The sequence below is a fragment of the Escherichia sp. SCLE84 genome (assembly GCF_012584495.1).
Classification (GTDB): domain Bacteria; phylum Pseudomonadota; class Gammaproteobacteria; order Enterobacterales; family Enterobacteriaceae; genus ECMA0423.
This window is the reverse complement of record NZ_CP051430.1, coordinates 2,760,937-2,778,230: the sequence shown is the minus strand read 5'-3', so window position 1 is coordinate 2,778,230 and position 17,294 is coordinate 2,760,937. Positions and strand designations below refer to the sequence as shown.

19 protein-coding genes are annotated in these 17,294 nt (G+C 56.4%); 3 read left to right on the top strand and 16 right to left on the bottom strand.

The window, feature by feature from the left end; all coding sequences use genetic code 11:
• Positions 1-94: 94 nt before the first annotated feature.
• The 16 genes from phnP to HGD79_RS13505 form a co-directional block, all read right to left on the bottom strand.
• Positions 95-853, bottom strand: coding sequence for a phosphonate metabolism protein PhnP (gene phnP, locus HGD79_RS13580; protein ID WP_000059938.1), 759 nt, complete (start codon positions 851-853; stop codon positions 95-97).
• Position 854: 1 nt separating this feature from the next.
• Positions 855-1,289: an aminoalkylphosphonate N-acetyltransferase gene (gene phnO, locus HGD79_RS13575; RefSeq protein ID WP_001110490.1), complete on the bottom strand. Its 435-nt coding sequence runs from the start codon at positions 1,287-1,289 to the stop codon at positions 855-857.
• A complete protein-coding gene (phnN, locus tag HGD79_RS13570; protein ID WP_000971883.1) occupies positions 1,276-1,833 on the bottom strand; it encodes a ribose 1,5-bisphosphokinase in 558 nt (185 codons plus the stop codon). The genes phnO and phnN overlap by 14 nt, the downstream gene beginning before the upstream one ends.
• On the bottom strand, positions 1,833-2,969 hold the full coding sequence (gene phnM / locus HGD79_RS13565; protein ID WP_000586289.1) for an alpha-D-ribose 1-methylphosphonate 5-triphosphate diphosphatase: 1,137 nt from the start codon (positions 2,967-2,969) through the stop codon (positions 1,833-1,835). The genes phnN and phnM overlap by 1 nt, the downstream gene beginning before the upstream one ends.
• Positions 2,966-3,646, bottom strand: a complete 681-nt coding sequence (gene phnL, locus HGD79_RS13560) for a phosphonate C-P lyase system protein PhnL (protein WP_000611405.1) — start codon at positions 3,644-3,646, stop codon at positions 2,966-2,968. The genes phnM and phnL overlap by 4 nt, the downstream gene beginning before the upstream one ends.
• 110 nt (positions 3,647-3,756) lie before the next feature.
• Complete coding sequence (gene phnK / locus HGD79_RS13555; RefSeq protein ID WP_001039799.1) at positions 3,757-4,515, bottom strand: phosphonate C-P lyase system protein PhnK; 759 nt, start codon at positions 4,513-4,515, stop codon at positions 3,757-3,759.
• Entirely contained in the window at positions 4,512-5,357 is an 846-nt protein-coding gene (gene phnJ, locus HGD79_RS13550) for an alpha-D-ribose 1-methylphosphonate 5-phosphate C-P-lyase PhnJ (protein ID WP_000002284.1), read from the bottom strand. Before phnJ ends, phnK begins: the two co-directional genes overlap by 4 nt.
• Positions 5,350-6,414, bottom strand: a complete 1,065-nt coding sequence (gene phnI, locus HGD79_RS13545; RefSeq protein ID WP_001298870.1) for an alpha-D-ribose 1-methylphosphonate 5-triphosphate synthase subunit PhnI — start codon at positions 6,412-6,414, stop codon at positions 5,350-5,352. Before phnI ends, phnJ begins: the two co-directional genes overlap by 8 nt.
• On the bottom strand, positions 6,414-6,998 hold the full coding sequence (phnH, locus tag HGD79_RS13540; protein WP_168848420.1) for a phosphonate C-P lyase system protein PhnH: 585 nt from the start codon (positions 6,996-6,998) through the stop codon (positions 6,414-6,416). The genes phnI and phnH overlap by 1 nt, the downstream gene beginning before the upstream one ends.
• Complete coding sequence (phnG, locus tag HGD79_RS13535) at positions 6,995-7,447, bottom strand: phosphonate C-P lyase system protein PhnG (protein WP_000542768.1); 453 nt, start codon at positions 7,445-7,447, stop codon at positions 6,995-6,997. The genes phnH and phnG overlap by 4 nt, the downstream gene beginning before the upstream one ends.
• Positions 7,448-8,173, bottom strand: a complete 726-nt coding sequence (phnF, locus tag HGD79_RS13530) for a phosphonate metabolism transcriptional regulator PhnF (protein ID WP_001295387.1) — start codon at positions 8,171-8,173, stop codon at positions 7,448-7,450.
• 20 nt (positions 8,174-8,193) lie between these two features.
• The gene (gene phnE / locus HGD79_RS13525) at positions 8,194-8,973 is read right to left on the bottom strand and encodes a phosphonate ABC transporter, permease protein PhnE (protein WP_001193500.1); all 780 of its coding nucleotides are present in this window, start codon (positions 8,971-8,973) and stop codon (positions 8,194-8,196) included.
• A gap of 105 nt (positions 8,974-9,078) precedes the next feature.
• A complete protein-coding gene (phnD, locus tag HGD79_RS13520; RefSeq protein ID WP_000992002.1) occupies positions 9,079-10,095 on the bottom strand; it encodes a phosphonate ABC transporter substrate-binding protein in 1,017 nt (338 codons plus the stop codon).
• Positions 10,096-10,119: 24 nt separating this feature from the next.
• Complete coding sequence (gene phnC, locus HGD79_RS13515) at positions 10,120-10,908, bottom strand: phosphonate ABC transporter ATP-binding protein (RefSeq protein WP_001193391.1); 789 nt, start codon at positions 10,906-10,908, stop codon at positions 10,120-10,122.
• A gap of 132 nt (positions 10,909-11,040) precedes the next feature.
• Positions 11,041-11,484 carry a VOC family metalloprotein YjdN gene (gene yjdN / locus HGD79_RS13510; RefSeq protein WP_001131318.1) on the bottom strand — a complete coding sequence of 148 codons (444 nt, stop codon included), beginning with the start codon at positions 11,482-11,484 and terminating at the stop codon, positions 11,041-11,043.
• Between the two features lie 159 nt (positions 11,485-11,643).
• Positions 11,644-11,979 (bottom strand): zinc ribbon domain-containing protein YjdM, encoded by a 336-nt coding sequence (locus tag HGD79_RS13505; RefSeq protein WP_001300891.1) that lies wholly within the window; start codon positions 11,977-11,979, stop codon positions 11,644-11,646.
• A gap of 401 nt (positions 11,980-12,380) precedes the next feature.
• Here HGD79_RS13505 and crfC point away from each other — a divergent pair, with 401 nt between their 5' ends.
• From crfC to proP, 3 genes are all read left to right on the top strand, one after another.
• Positions 12,381-14,609 carry a clamp-binding protein CrfC gene (gene crfC / locus HGD79_RS13500; RefSeq protein WP_000288588.1) on the top strand — a complete coding sequence of 743 codons (2,229 nt, stop codon included), beginning with the start codon at positions 12,381-12,383 and terminating at the stop codon, positions 14,607-14,609.
• Positions 14,606-15,484, top strand: coding sequence for a YjcZ-like family protein (locus HGD79_RS13495; protein ID WP_000169199.1), 879 nt, complete (start codon positions 14,606-14,608; stop codon positions 15,482-15,484). Before crfC ends, HGD79_RS13495 begins: the two co-directional genes overlap by 4 nt.
• Positions 15,485-15,747: 263 nt before the next feature.
• On the top strand, positions 15,748-17,250 hold the full coding sequence (proP, locus tag HGD79_RS13490) for a glycine betaine/L-proline transporter ProP (RefSeq protein WP_001296882.1): 1,503 nt from the start codon (positions 15,748-15,750) through the stop codon (positions 17,248-17,250).
• Positions 17,251-17,294: the final 44 nt, after the last annotated feature.

Below are 17,294 nucleotides of genomic sequence, written 5' to 3'. Positions count from 1 at the left end.
ACCAGCGCAATATTCAATATCGAGCACAATCGGTCCCCTCGCCCCTCTGGGGAGAGGGTTAGGGTGAGGGGGCCAGCGCGCACATTCCCTCTCATCACGCCACCCCAATCTCCATCCCATCAAACCCCGCCTCAAAACCCGGCGGCAGCGCATTCTCCATCAGCCACGCATCAAACTGGTGGCTGATATGGGTCAGAATCACCCGTGGCGAGTGGATAACCTGATTGAGCGCAAGCACGGTATTTAAATCACAGTGATTACGCGGCGCATCCTCGCGCGGCGGGTGGCTGCAATCAATCACCATCACCTGCGGATGATTATTGAGTAAAAATTTCTGTGTTTTTTCCGGCAGGCCAGCGGTGTCAGATAGCCACGCCACCCGGCTATGTGCCGTTTCCAGCAGATAACCGAAGGTCAGTTTTGAGTGGTTAAGCGGCAGCGGCGTGACCTGCAACCCCTGCAAATCAAATACCACAAACGGTTCCACTGTGTGGCTGAAATCAAGCAGGCCCGGATGTTTAAACAGATCGTCGCAACCCTGGTCATCCGGCGGGCCGTAAACCGGGATCGGATCGCCAACGCCCCAGCGCAGCGGAAACAGCCCCTGGACGTGATCCATATGATAATGCGTCAGCAAAAACTGCTGGAACGATCCGGGCGACCAGCGATCGGCGAGATCGTGCAGCCCGGCGTCGATCAGGGTGATTGCGTCGTTAAACTTCACTACGCCGCTGCATGGCTGGCGGCGATACTGCGGTGAGCGCCGCGCTCGGTCGCAGGCCGCGCACTCGCAGCCCCATGCCGGAACGCCCTGTGCGCCGCCGGTGCCGGTGAGCGTGAGGGTCAGACTCATGTTACAGCGCCTTGGTGAAGCGGAAGTGACTCTGCTCGTAGCCTTCTCGCAGATAGAAACGGTGCGCGTCGTGGCGCTTCACGTTGGTCGAAAGTTCGGTCATTTCGGCCCCGGCCTGGCGGGCTTCTTCTTCTGCCCACGCCAGTAACTTACTGCCGACGTTCAGACCGCGCGCCTGCGGCATTACCACCAACTCCTGAATTTCGCCGATCCAGTTGACATGATGCAGATGAAACTGCAAATGCAGGCCGATCATACCGACAACTTCGCCATCCAGCAGCGCCAGATGGTAGCGCATGTTCGGGTCGCGCAGGTTGGCGTTAAAGCCCACGCGAAACGCGTGGTGGTCAAACTCCGCCTGTTTTAGCTCGCAAATCAACGCGTAAACCGCGTCGGTGTCGTACTGCGTGGCCGGGCGAAGCTCACAAGCAGGCATGGTGTTTCTCCTTCTGATGGATTAGCGTCAGCAGCGTGTCGACCGACTGGCGCAGGCTGCCGTCATTATTGAGCGTATGGCAATCCTGTGGAGTATAGCGGGCGGCGCGCGCCAGCCGGGCGTTAATTTCACTGGCGTTTTCGCGGCCACGGTTTTCCAGGCGCTGGCGCAGGATCTCTGGCGAAACCTGTAAGCAAATGGGCAGCAGCGCCGATTGATAGCGCGCCCGCGCCTGCGGCAGATGGGCGCGTGAGCCGTTGACCAGCACGTCGAATCCAGCGTGCAGCCAGAGGTCAATCTCGACGCCGACGCCATAATACAGACCGTTAGCGTGCCAGCTTAAGGCCAGCAGATTTTGCCCCGCGCGGGTAAAAAACTCCTGCTCGCTCAGGGCGATATGGTTTTCGCTTCCAGCGCTGGCGTCGCGCGTGATGTAGCGATGCGCCACCAGTAGCTGAGTTTGTTCCCGCAGGCGGAGTTCCGCCAGCAGGCTATCTTTCCCGGAGCCGGACGGCCCCATTAACCAAATCAGTTTTCCCATCATCAGAACACCCTTTTACCCTGACGCCAGACGTGGTCGATATGAATGTGGTTGCCCTTGCGATGCGCCAGCACCAGGTCGGCGCGTTTACCCTCGCCAATCACCCCGCGATCCTGGAGATTAAGCGCTTGCGCCGGATTTTTGGTCACCAGCTTCACCGCCTGCGGCAGCGTAAAGCGGTTGCTCTCGTCATCGGCGACGCGGAACGCCGCATCCAGCAGGCTGGCGGGGTAGTAGTCGGAAGAGAGGATATCCAGCAGGCCAAGCTGCGCCAGTTCACTGGCCGCCACGTTGCCGGAGTGCGAACCGCCACGCACGATATTTGGCGCGCCCATCAGCACGTTCATGCCATGCTTGCGCGAGGCTTCCGCTGCTTCGAACGTAGTGGGAAATTCGGCGATCACGCTGCCAAGCTGGTGGGATTCGGCAACGTGGGCGTGCGTGGCGTCATCGTGGCTGGCGAGGGCAATTTGTCTTACGCGGCACAGGGCGGCGATAGTTTCGCGATTCGGCTGCGACCAGCGTGCGGCGAGCGCCAGTTGCTCTTCTTCGTACTGCTGCATCTGCGCATCGGTGAGCGAGTATTTGCCCTGATAATACTCGCGATACTTCTCGCGGTTGGCGAACTGGCGCTGGCCCGGCGAGTGATCCATCAGCGACACCAGCGTCACCGGCTCGCGCTGCACCAGTTTTTCAAACAGCGGCAGCGTAGTGTGATGCGGCAGTTCGCAGCGCAGATGCAGGCGGTGCTCGGCGCGGTTGACGCCGCGTTTCTGCGTCTCTTCGATGGCGTTGATCATCTTCTCCAGATTTTCCAGCCGATCGCCGCCGTCGCGCACGTCGCCAATTGCTACGGCATCCAGTACGGTGGTGATGCCGCTCGCCACCATCAGCGCGTCGTGGCTGCTCATCGCCGAATGGGCGGGCCAGTCGACTTTCGGGCGCGGGGTGAAGAATTTATCGAGGTTGTCGGTATGCAGCTCAATCAGGCCGGGTAGTAGCCAGCCACCTTCGCCGTCCATCGCTTCTGGCAGGCGGCTCTGGCTTTCGGCAAAGGCGCGGATTTCGCCATCCTGCACCTCCAGCGAACCGTGCACCACCTCGTTTTCCAGCACCAGCTTAACGTTATTGATAATCATGAAGAGGCTCCCATTGGGTGCAGGCGGTCGGCGACGTCATTACGTACAGCTTCGTCATGGAAGATGCCTACGATGGCTGCGCCACGGGTTTTGGCTTCGCGAATCAGTTCCACCACCGCGGCGCTGTTTTTGGCGTCCAGCGAGGCGGTAGGTTCGTCAAGCAGCAGAATGGGGTAGTCGACGATAAAGCCGCGGGCGATGTTGACGCGCTGCTGTTCGCCACCGGAAAATGTCGATGGTGCCAGGTGCCACAGGCGTTCCGGCACGTTCAGGCGGGTGAGAAGACGCGCGGCTTTAGCGGCGCAGGCTTCACGCGGAACGCCGGTATCGAGCAGCGGCTGCATCACCACTTCCAGTGCTGAGATACGCGGGATGACGCGCAGAAACTGGCTCACCCAGCCGACGGTGGTTTTGCGGATTTCCACCACTTTGCGCGCTGGCGCGGTGACCAGGTCTACCCACTCGTCACCGTGTTTGATCTGGATTTGACCTTCGTCGGGTAGATAGTTGGCGTACAGCGAGCGTAGCAGAGTTGATTTGCCGCTGCCGGAATGGCCGTGGAGCACCACGCATTCGCCCGCGTTGACGGTGAGCGAGGCGCGATTGAGGACGGGCAGGCGCACGCCGTTTTGCTGGTGCAGGATGAAGGTTTTACTGACGTTTTGTACGTTAATCATTTTTCGCCTCGTGGTTCGGGTGTCGGATGCGACGCTGACGCGTCTTATCCGACCTACGGGGAGCGCATTTGTAGGCCGGATAAGGCGTTTACGCCGCATCCGGCACCGGCTCAATTCTGCAAAACCGATGACACCAGCAGCTGTGTATACGGATGATGCGGGTCGTCGAGCACGCGGTCGGTTAACCCACTCTCCACCACTTGCCCCTGCTTCATCACCAGCAAACGGTCCGCCAGCAGGCGGGCGACGCCTAAATCATGGGTGACAATCACCACCGCGAGGTTCAGCTCCACCACCAGGCCGCGCAGCAGGTCGAGCAGGCGGGCCTGCACCGACACATCCAGCCCGCCGGTCGGTTCATCCATAAACACCAGCTTCGGATGCGTCACCAGGTTGCGGGCAATCTGCAAACGCTGCTGCATACCGCCGGAAAAGGTGGTCGGCAGGTCGTCGATCCGGTTGGCGGGAATCTCCACCTCTTCCAGCCACTTCTGCGCGGTGGCGCGAATGTCGCCGTAATGACGCGCCCCGGTCGCCATCAACCGCTCGCCGATATTGCCGCCTGCCGAGACCTGACGGCGCAGGCCGTCGAGTGGATGCTGATGCACTACGCCCCATTCGGTGCGCAGCAGGCGACGGCGGTCGGCCTCGCTCATTGCATACAGCGAACGGTTCTCGTAGTGAATCTCCCCCTGCTGCGGCGTCAGACGCGCGGAGATCGACTTCAGCAGCGTGGTCTTCCCGGAGCCGGATTCTCCGACAATGCCCAGCACTTCTCCCGGCCATAAATCAAAAGAGACATCGCTAAAGCCTTTGCCCGGCGCGTAAAGGTGGGTCAGGTTATTGACCGAAAGTAACGGTTTATTCATTGGCTTTTCGCCTCGCTCTGTTGGCGGCAATAATCGGTATCGGAGCAGACAAACATGCGGTTTCCGGCGTCATCCAGCACCACTTCATCAAGATAGCTGTGGGTCGATCCGCAGATGGCGCATGGCTCATCCCACTGCTGAACGGTGAACGGGTGATCGTCGAAATCGAGACTTTCCACGCGGGTAAACGGCGGCACCGCATAGATGCGCTTCTCGCGCCCTGCTCCGAACAGCTGCAGGGCGGGCATCATGTCCATTTTCGGGTTATCGAATTTCGGGATCGGCGACGGGTCCATCACGTAGCGCCCGTTCACCTTCACCGGATAAGCATAGGTGGTGGCGATATGACCGAAGCGGGCGATATCTTCATACAGTTTCACCTGCATCACGCCGTACTCCTCCAGCGCGTGCATAGTGCGGGTCTCCGTTTCGCGCGGCTCGATAAAGCGCAGCGGTTCCGGGATTGGCACCTGGAAGATAATGATCTGATCTTCGGTCAGCGGCGTTTCGGGGATGCGGTGACGCGTCTGGATAAGCGTCGCATCGTCCGTACGTTCAGTGGTGTTTACCCCGGTCACGCGCTTAAAGAAGTTGCGAATCGACACGGCGTTGGTGGTGTCATCCGCACCCTGGTCAATCACCTTCAACACGTCGCTTTCGCCAATCACGCTGGCGGTGAGCTGAATGCCGCCGGTTCCCCAGCCGTAGGGCATCGGCATCTCGCGCCCGCCAAACGGCACCTGATAACCGGGGATAGCCACCGCTTTTAAGATGGCGCGGCGGATCATGCGTTTGGTCTGCTCGTCGAGGTAGGCAAAGTTGTAGCCGCTCAGATTAGCCATGGTTCTGCTCCTGTTGCAGACGTTTGAGTAGCTCCAGTTCGGCCTGGAAATCGACGTAGTGCGGGAGTTTGAGGTGCGAGACAAAGCCTGCGGCTTCGACGTTGTCGGCATGCGCCAGCACGAACTCTTCATCCTGCGCCGGGCCTGTCGCGTGCTCGCCGTATTCCGGGGCTTGCAACGCACGGTCAACCAGCGCCATTGCCATCGCTTTGCGCTCGCTCATGCCGAATACCAGCCCGTAGCCGCGCGTGAAGTGCGGCGGCTCATCCGGCGGGTCGATAAAACCGTTGACCATTTCACATTCGGTCATCAGCAGTTCGCCGACGTTCACCGCAAATCCCAGCTCTTCCGGCACAATCGACACGTCGATGTAACCACTGCGGATCTCGCCCGCGAACGGGTGATTGCGCCCGTAACCGCGTTGGGTGGAGTAGGCCAGCGCCAGCAAATAGCCTTCGTCGCCGCGCATCAACTGCTGCAAACGGGAAGAACGTGAGCAGGGGTAAACCGGCGGCGTGCGGGTGATATCATCCGGCTGTGCGCCGCTATCCTCTTCAAACTTCGCCAGCCCCTGACGCGCCAGCAGGCTGAAAACGTGCGGCGACGGCTGTTGTTCGCTGTCGGCGGTGGTCAGCGTCGGCGCTTCACCGTTTGCCAGCAGGGTGAAATCGAGCAGGCGATGGGTGTAGTCGTAGGTTGGGCCAAGCAGCTGGCCGCCGGGAATGTCTTTATAAACCGCCGAAATACGCCGTTCGAGACGCATCTCTGTGGTGTCGAGCGGCTCGCTTACCGCGAGCTTCGCCAGCGTGGTGCGGTAGGCGCGCAGCAGGAAAATTGCTTCGACGTTATCGCCGCTGGCCTGTTTCAGCGCCAGCGCCGCCAGTTCGCGGTCGGCAATGCCGCCTTCGGTCATCACGCGATCCACCGCAAGATTAAGCTGCTGTTCAATCTGGGCGACGCTCAGTTCAGGCAAATCGGTATCGCCCCGGCGTCGGCTCTCTTGCAGGGCGTGAGCGGCGTCGATCGCCTTCTCGCCCCCTTTCACGGCAACGTACATCAGCACACCTCCACATGAGTGGTTCGCGGAATAGCCAGCAGGCGCTCGCCGCAGGTCAGGATCAGGTCGATGCCGAGCGGGAACGGGTGCGGGCGCTCGGTGAGTTCGTGCAGAATGCACTCCGGCAGCTGCGGAGCGATCATTCGTTCTTCGGCAATGCCCGCGCCGGTGAGACGTAACATGCGCCCGCCGCTCAGGCTGGCGACCTGTAAAATCAGCGTTGCACCCGCTTCCGGCGCAACGGCGGTGCCGGTGGGAAGGGCGTTAAGCTGTTCGCTGGAAATCGCCTCATCCGTCACCGCGAAGGTCGCCTGTTCCGGCTGGCTGACCAGCGGCGCGTTGGTATGAAAACGCAGGCTCTGGCTGACGATATCGTTACTCAATGGCGCGGCAAGCCACACCGGCGTGTCGTTATCGGCCAGCGTCAGCAGCACGCTGGTGGTGGCGATATTCAGCGGCTGCCAGCCGCGCTTGAGCTGATGCAGGGCGACAATCACGCCCGGCTCGCTCATGGCCTTTAACAGGCGACGAAAACTGTGCTGGGCATCCTGCACGGGAAGCATAAAAGCGGTTTCCAGGGTCATGCGTTGTCTCCGCGAACCATCGTAAAGAAGTCGACCCGGCTGGCGTTCACTTCGGCCTGGCGTGCGGCAATGCGTGCCATACGGTCAGCGTCCAGCGGGGCAATAAGGGTTTCTGATAAGTTTTGAAAATAGCGAGATTGCTGCATCAGCGCGTCAATCAGCGCGCAGCGTTCGGCGTGCTGTTTGTCGCGCCCCAGCACCCAGCTGTAGCCGAGCGTGCCGTCAGTCAGGCGTACGGCGGCGCGGGTGAGCGTGGCGTCGCCGGCAAAAAAGCGTTCGCCGGTGCCGCCCATCCGCGCCTGAATCTGCACCAGGCCGGTTTCGGCGGCGCGGATAACCTCATAGTCGGCGGTGATGTTCAGTGCTTTCAGGCGGGCTGCCAGTTCAGCCGGTTGGCTGTGCGCCAGTACGGACATCCAGTGCTGGCGGGTCGCGGTATCTGCGTGCATTCAGTGCTCCATAGTGAATTCAATCATGTCGGCGCGCGTCAGGCTGACGGAGTACTCCGCCGGGCTGCTTTCACCGTCACGGTGGTTAAGGGTGCGCACGCACAGCAGCGGCGACATATTCGGAATTTCAAGACGCTGGCACTCTTTGGCCTGGGCGCGACGGGCGCTGATCCGCGTCTGGCTGCGGCGCAGCGCAATTCCGGTTTGCTCGCGCAGAAAATCGTGCAGCGAACCGCTGTCGAAGCGTTGCAGCGTCGGCCAAAGGGTGAGGTCCGCAAAGTAGTGGTCGATTAAACAGAGCGCGACGCCGTTGACGCGACGCAGGGTGCGCAAATGGATAACGTTCTCGCCCTCGGTAATCCCCAGCGCGTCAGCGACGTGACCGGACGCGGGGCGCAATACCGACAGCAGTTTTTCGCTGGTGGGATGGCTACCCTGGTCCAGCAGGTTCTGGCTAAAACGCGCCTGGGCGTTGAGCGGGTAATCGAACGGGCGCATCAGCACCAGCACGCCGACGCCCTGACGGCGCTGTACCCAGCCTTTTTCCACCAGTTGGTCGATGGCGCGGCGCAGGGTGTGGCGGTTCACCTCAAAGCGCGCCGCCAGTTGCTGCTCGGCGGGAAGATAGTCGCCGCAGCGGTAGTGTTGACGAAGCTCCTGCTCAAGTTTTGCGGCTATCTCCTGATAGCGTGTTGGGTAGCTGGTCGGATGTGTAGACAAGTGCATAGATATCAATGCCTCGCTTATCAGATAAAGTGCTTACGCAACCGTTGAGAGAGGAAATCCAGCAGGCTGACCGTGACGATGATAAGCACCATCAGGGCGCAGGTTTGTTGGAACTGGAAACCGCGAATCGCTTCCCACAGGGTGACGCCGATCCCGCCTGCACCGACCATGCCGACGACGGTCGCCGAGCGGACGTTGGATTCGAAGCGATAGAGGGAGTAGGAGATCAGCAGCGGCATCACCTGCGGCAGCACGCCGTAGAGGATCTCTTCGAGCTTGTTGGCGCCGGTGGCGCGAATGCCTTCCACCGGGCCGGGTTCAATCGCTTCCACCGCTTCGGAAAGCAGTTTGGAGAGCACGCCGGTGGTGTGGATAAACAGCGCCAGCACGCCAGCGAACGGGCCGAGGCCGACGGCGACCACGAACAGCATGGCGAAGACCATTTCGTTAATGGCGCGGCAGGCGTCCATCAGGCGGCGAACGGGCTGGTAAACCCACCACGGCACCAGGTTTTCGGCGCTCATCAGGCCGAAGGGGATGGAGAGAACCACCGCCAGCGCCGTGCCCCAGACGGCGATTTGCAGCGTGACGGCCATTTCGGTGAGGTAATCCTGCCACTGGCTGAAATCGGGCGGGAAGAAGTCGGCGGCGAACGTCGCCATGTTGCCGCCGTCTTTAATCAGCGTGAGCGGGGCCATTTCCGCGCCCTGCCACGAGACGACCAACACGGCGAGAACAACGGCCCAGCTCAGAAGCGAGAACCAGCTGCGCTTGGGTGGGGCGATGGTGATGGTTTGCATGTTTGGCTCCGGTCTGTAGGCCGGATAAGGTGCTTGCACCGCATCCGGCATCAACGCCTGCACATTGTCGGATGCGACGCCGGGGCGTCTTATCCGACCTACGATTTACTGCACCGCTTTACTCACCGAACTCATCGCGCTTAACGCGTTGTTCAGGCGGTCCAGGTCATCCAGCTGCGCCTGAATCTCGGTGGTTTTTGCCAGCTTGTCCTGCTCATTCAGTCCTTTATTGCTTTTCACGCCCTGCATCTCTTTAAACAGCGCGAGCTGGCGAATCGGCACCAGTTGCAGGTCGCTGGAAGCGCGGAACGGCGCCCAGCCCAGGCGTTCCAGCACCGCTTTTTCTTCCGGCGTTTTGCCGTAGTTCATAAAGAAGTCGTAGATCTTGTCTTTGGTGGTTTCGGAAAGGTTTTTACGCCAGACGATCGGATCGCCTGGGATCAGCGGCGACTTCCAGATCACCTTCAGTTCTTTCAGCTTCTCTGGCGCGGAGGTTTTCAGCTTGTCGAGGTTTTCGGTGTTGTTGGTGGCAACATCCACCTGCTTGTTGGCGACGGCCAGCGCGTTGGTTTCATGCCCAGCGTTGACGGTGCGCTTAAAGTCGCTGGCGGAGATATTGTTTTTGGCAAAGACGTAGTAACCGGGGACGAGGAAGCCAGAGGTGGAGTTAGGATCGCCATTGCCGAAGGTGAGATCTTTCCGCTTCGCCAGCAGATCGTTCAGGTTGTTGATCGGACTATCTTTGTTGACGATCAACACGCTCCAGTAACCTGGCGATCCATCCGCCGCGACCGTCTGGGCGAAGACCTGGCCGTTGGCGCGATCCACCGCTTCCATTGCCGACAGGTTGCCGTACCAGGCGATATCCACTTTATTGAAGCGCATTCCCTGGATAATGCCTGCGTAGTCTGGGGCAAAGAAGGCGTTCACCTTCACGCCCAGCTTCTTCTCCATATCCTGTAAGAATGGCGTCCATTGCGGTTTCAGGTTTTGCTGTGATTCCGTTGAAATAATGCCGAAATTCAGCGCCTTTTCCTGCTCTTCGGCGTGTGCCGGGCTTAACAGGGTGCTGAGGCTGAACATGCTGGTGAAGGCCAGCGAGGCAATTATCTTAGCGTTCATTCGTTTTCCTCAATGATGGGGATGTCAGGCAGCTTTCGCGTTCTCTTCGATGCGATTAATGCTGCGGTAGAGATGGTCAAAACGTTCGTTATCAAACTGTTGGCTGCTGCCGTCGTAGAAAACGTGCCCCTGGCGCAGGGCGACGATGCGTTCGCAGTAGCGCAGGGCGTAATCCACCTGATGCAGCGTGACGACCACGGTGATGCCGTCGTTCTGATTGATGTCGCGCAGGGTGTCCATCACGATGCGGGCGGATTCCGGGTCCAGCGAGGCGATGGGTTCATCGGCCAGAATCACCTTCGCCTGCTGCATCAGCGCGCGGGCAATCGCCACACGCTGCTGCTGTCCGCCGGAGAGGGTGGAAACGCGCTGATGGGCAAAATGCACCATGCCAACGCGGGTCAGCGCCTGTAACGCGCGCTGTTTCTGCTCGCCGGTGAACCAGCTAAAACAGGTGCGCCAGAACGGCGTGCTGCCGAGCGCGCCAATCAGCACGTTCTCCAGTACGCTCAGGCGGTTCACCAGGTTGAATTGTTGGAAGATGTAGCCGGTGTTGGCGCGGCTTTTGCGGATATCGCGCGCCAGACGGCCTTCGCGCTGGACTGTGCGGCCCAGCAGCTCGATATGGCTGCCGGCGGATTTATCGCCGGTAATCAAACCGCTTAAGTGACGTAAAAGGGTGGATTTGCCGGAACCCGACGGCCCAAGCAGAGCCACCATTTCACCGTGATGAATGTTCAGATCAACCGCATGCAGCGCCTGATGCTGATTGAAGGTTTTGGCGAGCTTCTCGACACGGATAATCGTTTGCATGATGCAGCCTCCCTAAAAAAGTGGCTCCATCGTGGCGGATTATTGTGACGATTTGGTTAATTAAAAGTGACTAACAGATGAAGAGTTAACGGGAATTCGATGACAGTGCGGGAGGGCGGGCCTCCCGGCGGGTTATTGCGTTGGTTGTTGTTTGACGACATTAATCATCCACGGTACGCCAAATTTATCGGTGACTTTGCCAAAGCCATGCGCCCAGAAAGTTTCCTGCCAGGCCATTTCGATTTTTCCGTTAGCGGCAAGATTGTCAAACCAGCGTTTTCCTTCTTCGACCTGTTGCGAATCGAGCACCAGCGTAAAGCCGGAGTAGCTGGCTTTTCCTGACGGTATAGCATCGCTCATCATGATGTCGCTTCCGGCAATGCGCACGTTGGCGTGGGCGATGGCGGTATCGGGAAATTGCATTCCGGAAGGGCAGTTCTCGGCGCTGTCCTGCGCTGATTTTGGCATTTCGCCGAAGCTGATTTTATAGAGCAGTTCAGCGCCCAACGTACGTTGATAATAAGCAATTGCGTCGGCACAGTTACCGGCAAAAGAGAGGTAGGGACTTAACGGCATGATGGTGACCTCAGTTAAGAGAAGCCAGTTAAGTGTAGTTCGAAATTTATACAGATGAGAGAGAAGCCTGATAAGACGCGGTCAGCGTCGCATCAGGCAGTCGGCATCGTTGCCGGATGCGGCGCGAGCGCCTTATCCGGCTTACCGATCACAATACAATCAGTTCTTTTTCACAAACTCAGATTTCAGTTTCATCGGACCAAAACCGTCGATTTTGCAATCGATGTTATGGTCGCCTTCAACCAGGCGGATGTTTTTCACTTTGGTGCCAATTTTCAGCATCGAAGAGCTACCTTTCACCTTCAGATCTTTAATGATGGTAACGCTGTCGCCGTCAGCCAGCAGATTGCCGTTAGCATCTTTAACGATCAGCTCGTCGCTTTCCTGTGCAGGTTCTGCGTCGTTCCATTCGTAGGCACATTCCGGGCAGATGTACATGCCGTTATCTTCGTAAGTGTATTCGGAGTTGCATTTTGGGCAGTGTGGTAATGACATGTGGATTTCCTCAAAAGTCAGCAGGGCAAAAGCGCCAAAAAACGGCAGATTGCCGAAAAAGGCCGCAATTATACACAAAATCCCTGAGTTTGTCGGGGGTACTGCTGATTTTAGACGACGATCGTTTTCATTTGAAAGGAAACGCAAAAAGAAAATAATCTTTTTGCCTCTATTTATTATTTAAGATAATGTTAATGCTCTACTTGTTCTTTTTTTTATTCACATGATATTTTTATCTTTCTGACGTTTTAAACGTATCAGAAGACGTTATTTATTCTGATAAAAAACAACACACTAAATATAAAATTATTTCTTGCAGTAATTATAAAAGCCGAAAACAGAACTCAAAAACAATCTGGCTAAATAAAAGTAACAAAATTTGCTTTAAGGAAGAATTTTCTATGTACACACAGACCCTGTATGAGTTAAGTCAGGAGGCTGAACGCCTGTTACAGCTTTCTCGCCAACAGTTGCAGTTACTGGAAAAAATGCCTCTCTCTGTACCCGGAGACGACGCGCCACAACTGGCTTTACCCTGGAGTCAGCCTAATATCGCCGAACGTCACGCGATGCTGAATAATGAGTTGCGTAAAATTTCCCGACTGGAAATGGTGCTGGCAATTGTCGGTACCATGAAAGCAGGGAAATCAACCACCATTAATGCCATTGTTGGTACGGAGGTTCTGCCTAATCGTAATCGCCCAATGACTGCGCTGCCGACGCTTATTCGCCATACGCCCGGGCAAAAGGAACCGGTACTGCATTTTTCACATGTCGCGCCAATCGATTGTTTAATTCAACAATTACAACAGCGCCTGCGTGATTGCGATATTAAGCATCTGACCGATGTGCTGGAAATAGATAAAGATATGCGTGCGCTTATGCAGCGGATCGAAAATGGCGTCGCTTTCGAAAAATATTATCTGGGTGCCCAGCCTATTTTTCATTGTCTGAAAAGTTTGAATGATTTAGTGCGACTGGCGAAGGCGCTGGACGTCGATTTTCCTTTTTCTGCTTACGCCGCCATTGAGCATATTCCCGTGATTGAAGTGGAGTTTGTCCATCTGGCGGGGCTGGAGAGTTATCCCGGTCAGTTGACGTTACTGGATACCCCCGGGCCAAATGAAGCCGGGCAACCGCATCTGCAAAAAATGCTTAACCAGCAGCTGGCACGCGCCTCGGCGGTACTGGCGGTGCTGGATTATACGCAACTGAAATCGATCTCCGATGAAGAGGTCCGTGAGGCGATTTTGGCGGTGGGGCAATCGGTGCCGCTGTATGTGCTGGTCAATAAGTTCGATCAACAGGATCGTAACAGTGACGACGCCGACCAGGTGCGGGCACTGATTTCCGGGACGCTGATGAAAGGCTGTATTACGCCACAGCAGATATTTCCGGTGTCGTCGATGTGGGGCTACCTGGCGAATCGGGCGCGCCATGAGTTAGCCAACAACGGTAAGTTACCAGCGCCAGAGCAACAACGCTGGGTGGAAGATTTTGCCCATGCCGCGCTCGGCAGGCGCTGGCGTCATGCCGATCTGGCGGACCTCGAACATATTCGTCATGCTGCCGATCAGTTGTGGGAAGATTCGCTGTTCGCCCAGCCAATTCAGGCGTTGCTTCATGCCGCTTACGCTAACGCCTCGTTGTATGCTTTGCGATCTGCTGCGCATAAACTGTTGAATTACGCGCAGCAGGCGCGGGAATACCTGGATTTTCGTGCGCACGGGTTAAACGTCGCTTGTGAACAATTGCGGCAAAATATCCATCAGGTCGAAGAAAGTTTGCAGCTATTGCAACTCAATCAGGCGCAGGTGAGCGGCGAGATTAAACATGAAATCGAGCTGGCCCTGACCTCCGCCAACCACTTTCTGCGTCAACAACAAGATGCGCTGAATGCGCAGTTAGCCGCCTTGTTTCAGGATGATTCGGAGCCGTTAAGCGAGATGCGTACCCGCTGTGAGACACTGTTACAGACGGCGCAGAACACCATCAGTCGCGACTTTACGCTGCGTTTTGCCGAGCTGGAATCCACCCTTTGCCGGGTGTTAACCGATGTTATTCGCCCCATTGAGCAACAAGTCAAAATGGAATTGAGCGAGTCAGGGTTTCGTCCTGGGTTTCATTTTCCTGTTTTTCACGGCGTAGTTCCCCACTTCAACACTCGCCAGCTGTTCAGTGCAGTCATTTCGCGCCAGGATGCAACGGACGAGCAGAGCACGCGTTTAGGCGTTGTGCGTGAGACTTTTTCGCGCTGGTTGAATCAGCCCGACTGGGGACGGGGAAATGAGAAATCCCCGACAGAAACGGTTGATTACAGTGTGTTGCAACGAGCATTAAGCGCAGAAGTCGATCTTTATTGCCAACAAATGGCTAAAGTTCTGGCAGAGCAGGTCGATGAATCTGTTACGGCAGGCATGAATACTTTTTTCGCTGAGTTCGCTTCATGTTTGACGGAATTACAGACGCGTTTACGCGAAAGCCTGGCTCTGCGTCAACAAAATGAATCGGTGGTCAGGCTGATGCAGCAGCAATTGCAGCAGACTGTGATGACTCACGGCTGGATTTACACCGACGCCCAGCTGTTACGCGATGATATTCAAACACTTTTCACGGCAGAACGATATTGACCAAGACGTTACTGGACGGCCCCGGTCGCGTGCTGGAGTCGGTTTATCCCCGCTTTTTAGTGGATCTGGCGCAGGGCGATGATGCCCGCCTTCCACAAGCCCATCAGCAGCAGTTTCGTGAACGACTGATGCAGGAACTTCTTTCGCGTGTGCAGCTTCAGACATGGACGAACGGCGGCATGTTAAATGCGCCGCTTAGCCTGCGACTGACAATGGTGGAAAAACTGGCGTCGATGCTGGATCCCGGTCATCTGGCGCTGACGCAGATCGCGCAGCATCTGGCGCTGCTGCAAAAAATGGATCACCGCCAGCACTCTGCTTTCCCGGAGCTCCCCCAGCAAATTGCCGCCTTGTATGAGTGGTTTTCAGCCCGTTGTCGCTGGAAGGAAAAGGCATTAACGCAACGAGGCCTACTGGTGCAGGCGGGTGAACAGAGCGAGCAAATTTTTACCCGCTGGCGTGCTGGGGCGTATAACGCCTGGTCGTTGCCTGGGCGCTGTTTTATCGTTCTCGAAGAGTTGCGTTGGGGGGTATTTGGCGATGCCTGTCGTCTGGGAAGCCCGCAAGCGGTGGCGTTGTTGCTGGGTGATTTGCGCGTGAAAGCGACACAACATCTGGCAGAGAGTATCAATGCGGCCCCGACCACGCGTCACTATTACCATCAGTGGTTTGCCTCTTCGACCGTTCCGACGGGCGGGGATCATGCTGATTTTTTAAGTTGGCTGGGAAAGTGGACCACGGCAGATAAACAACCCGTTTGCTGGTCAGTGACCCAACGCTGGCAAACTGTCGCGCTGGGGATGCCACGACTCTGTTCAGCGCAGCGTCTGGCGGGGGCAATGGTCGAGGAAATCTTCTCTGTAAATTTGGCGTAAATAATCAGTTACATCAATGAGTCCTAAACGAAATCCATGTGTGAAGTTGATCACAAATTTAAACACTGGTAGGGTAAAAAGGTCATTAACTGCCCAATTCAGGCGTCAACTGGTTTGATTGTACATTCCTTAACCGGAGGGTGTAAGCAAACCCGCTACGCTTGTTACAGAGATTGCATCCTGCAATTCCCGCTCCCCTTTTGCGGCCGTCGCGCTGATTTTTCTGGCGTTTGCGGAAATGGGCCAACTCTGCGAGGAAAGCTATGCTGAAAAGGAAAAAAGTAAAACCGATTACCCTTCGTGATGTCACCATTATTGATGACGGTAAACTGCGTAAAGCCATTACCGCAGCATCACTGGGTAATGCAATGGAATGGTTTGATTTTGGTGTTTATGGTTTTGTTGCTTACGCATTAGGTAAAGTTTTTTTCCCGGGGGCTGACCCCAGCGTGCAGATGGTTGCTGCACTTGCCACGTTCTCCGTTCCCTTTCTGATTCGACCGCTTGGCGGGCTCTTCTTTGGTATGTTGGGCGATAAATATGGTCGCCAGAAGATCCTCGCTATCACTATTGTGATTATGTCGATCAGTACGTTCTGTATTGGCTTAATACCGTCCTACGACACGATTGGTATTTGGGCACCGATTCTGCTGTTGATCTGTAAGATGGCACAAGGTTTCTCGGTCGGCGGTGAATATACCGGGGCGTCGATATTTGTTGCGGAATACTCACCTGACCGTAAACGTGGCTTTATGGGCAGCTGGCTGGACTTCGGTTCTATTGCCGGGTTTGTGCTGGGTGCTGGCGTAGTGGTGTTAATTTCGACCATTGTCGGCGAAGCGAACTTCCTCGACTGGGGCTGGCGTATTCCGTTCTTTATTGCTCTGCCGTTAGGGATTATCGGGCTTTACCTGCGCCATGCGCTGGAAGAAACTCCGGCGTTCCAGCAGCATGTCGATAAACTGGAACAGGGCGACCGCGAAGGTTTGCAGGATGGCCCGAAAGTCTCGTTTAAAGAGATTGCCACCAAACACTGGCGCAGCCTGTTGACATGTATTGGTCTGGTAATTGCCACCAACGTGACTTACTACATGTTGCTGACCTATATGCCGAGTTATTTGTCGCATAACCTGCATTACTCCGAAGACCACGGGGTGCTGATTATTATCGCCATTATGATCGGTATGCTGTTTGTCCAGCCGGTGATGGGCTTGCTGAGTGACCGTTTTGGCCGTCGTCCGTTTGTGCTACTTGGTAGTGTTGCCCTGTTTGTGTTGGCGATCCCGGCGTTTATTCTGATTAACAGTAACGTCATCGGCCTGATTTTTGCCGGGTTACTGATGCTGGCGGTGATCCTTAACTGCTTTACGGGCGTTATGGCTTCTACCTTGCCAGCGATGTTCCCGACGCATATCCGTTACAGCGCGCTGGCGGCGGCATTTAATATTTCGGTGCTGGTTGCCGGTCTGACGCCAACACTGGCGGCCTGGCTGGTCGAAAGCTCGCAGAATCTGATGATGCCTGCCTATTACCTGATGGTAGTGGCGGTGATTGGTTTAATCACCGGCGTAACCATGAAAGAGACGGCAAATCGTCCGTTGAAAGGTGCGACACCGGCGGCGTCAGATATACAGGAAGCGAAGGAAATTCTCGTCGAGCATTACGATAATATCGAGCAGAAAATCGATAATATTGACCACGAGATTGCCGATTTGCAGGCGAAACGTACCCGCCTGGTGCAGCAACATCCGCGAATTGATGAATAAGCTGAAACGGATGGCCTGATGTGACGCTGTCTTATCAGGCCAAT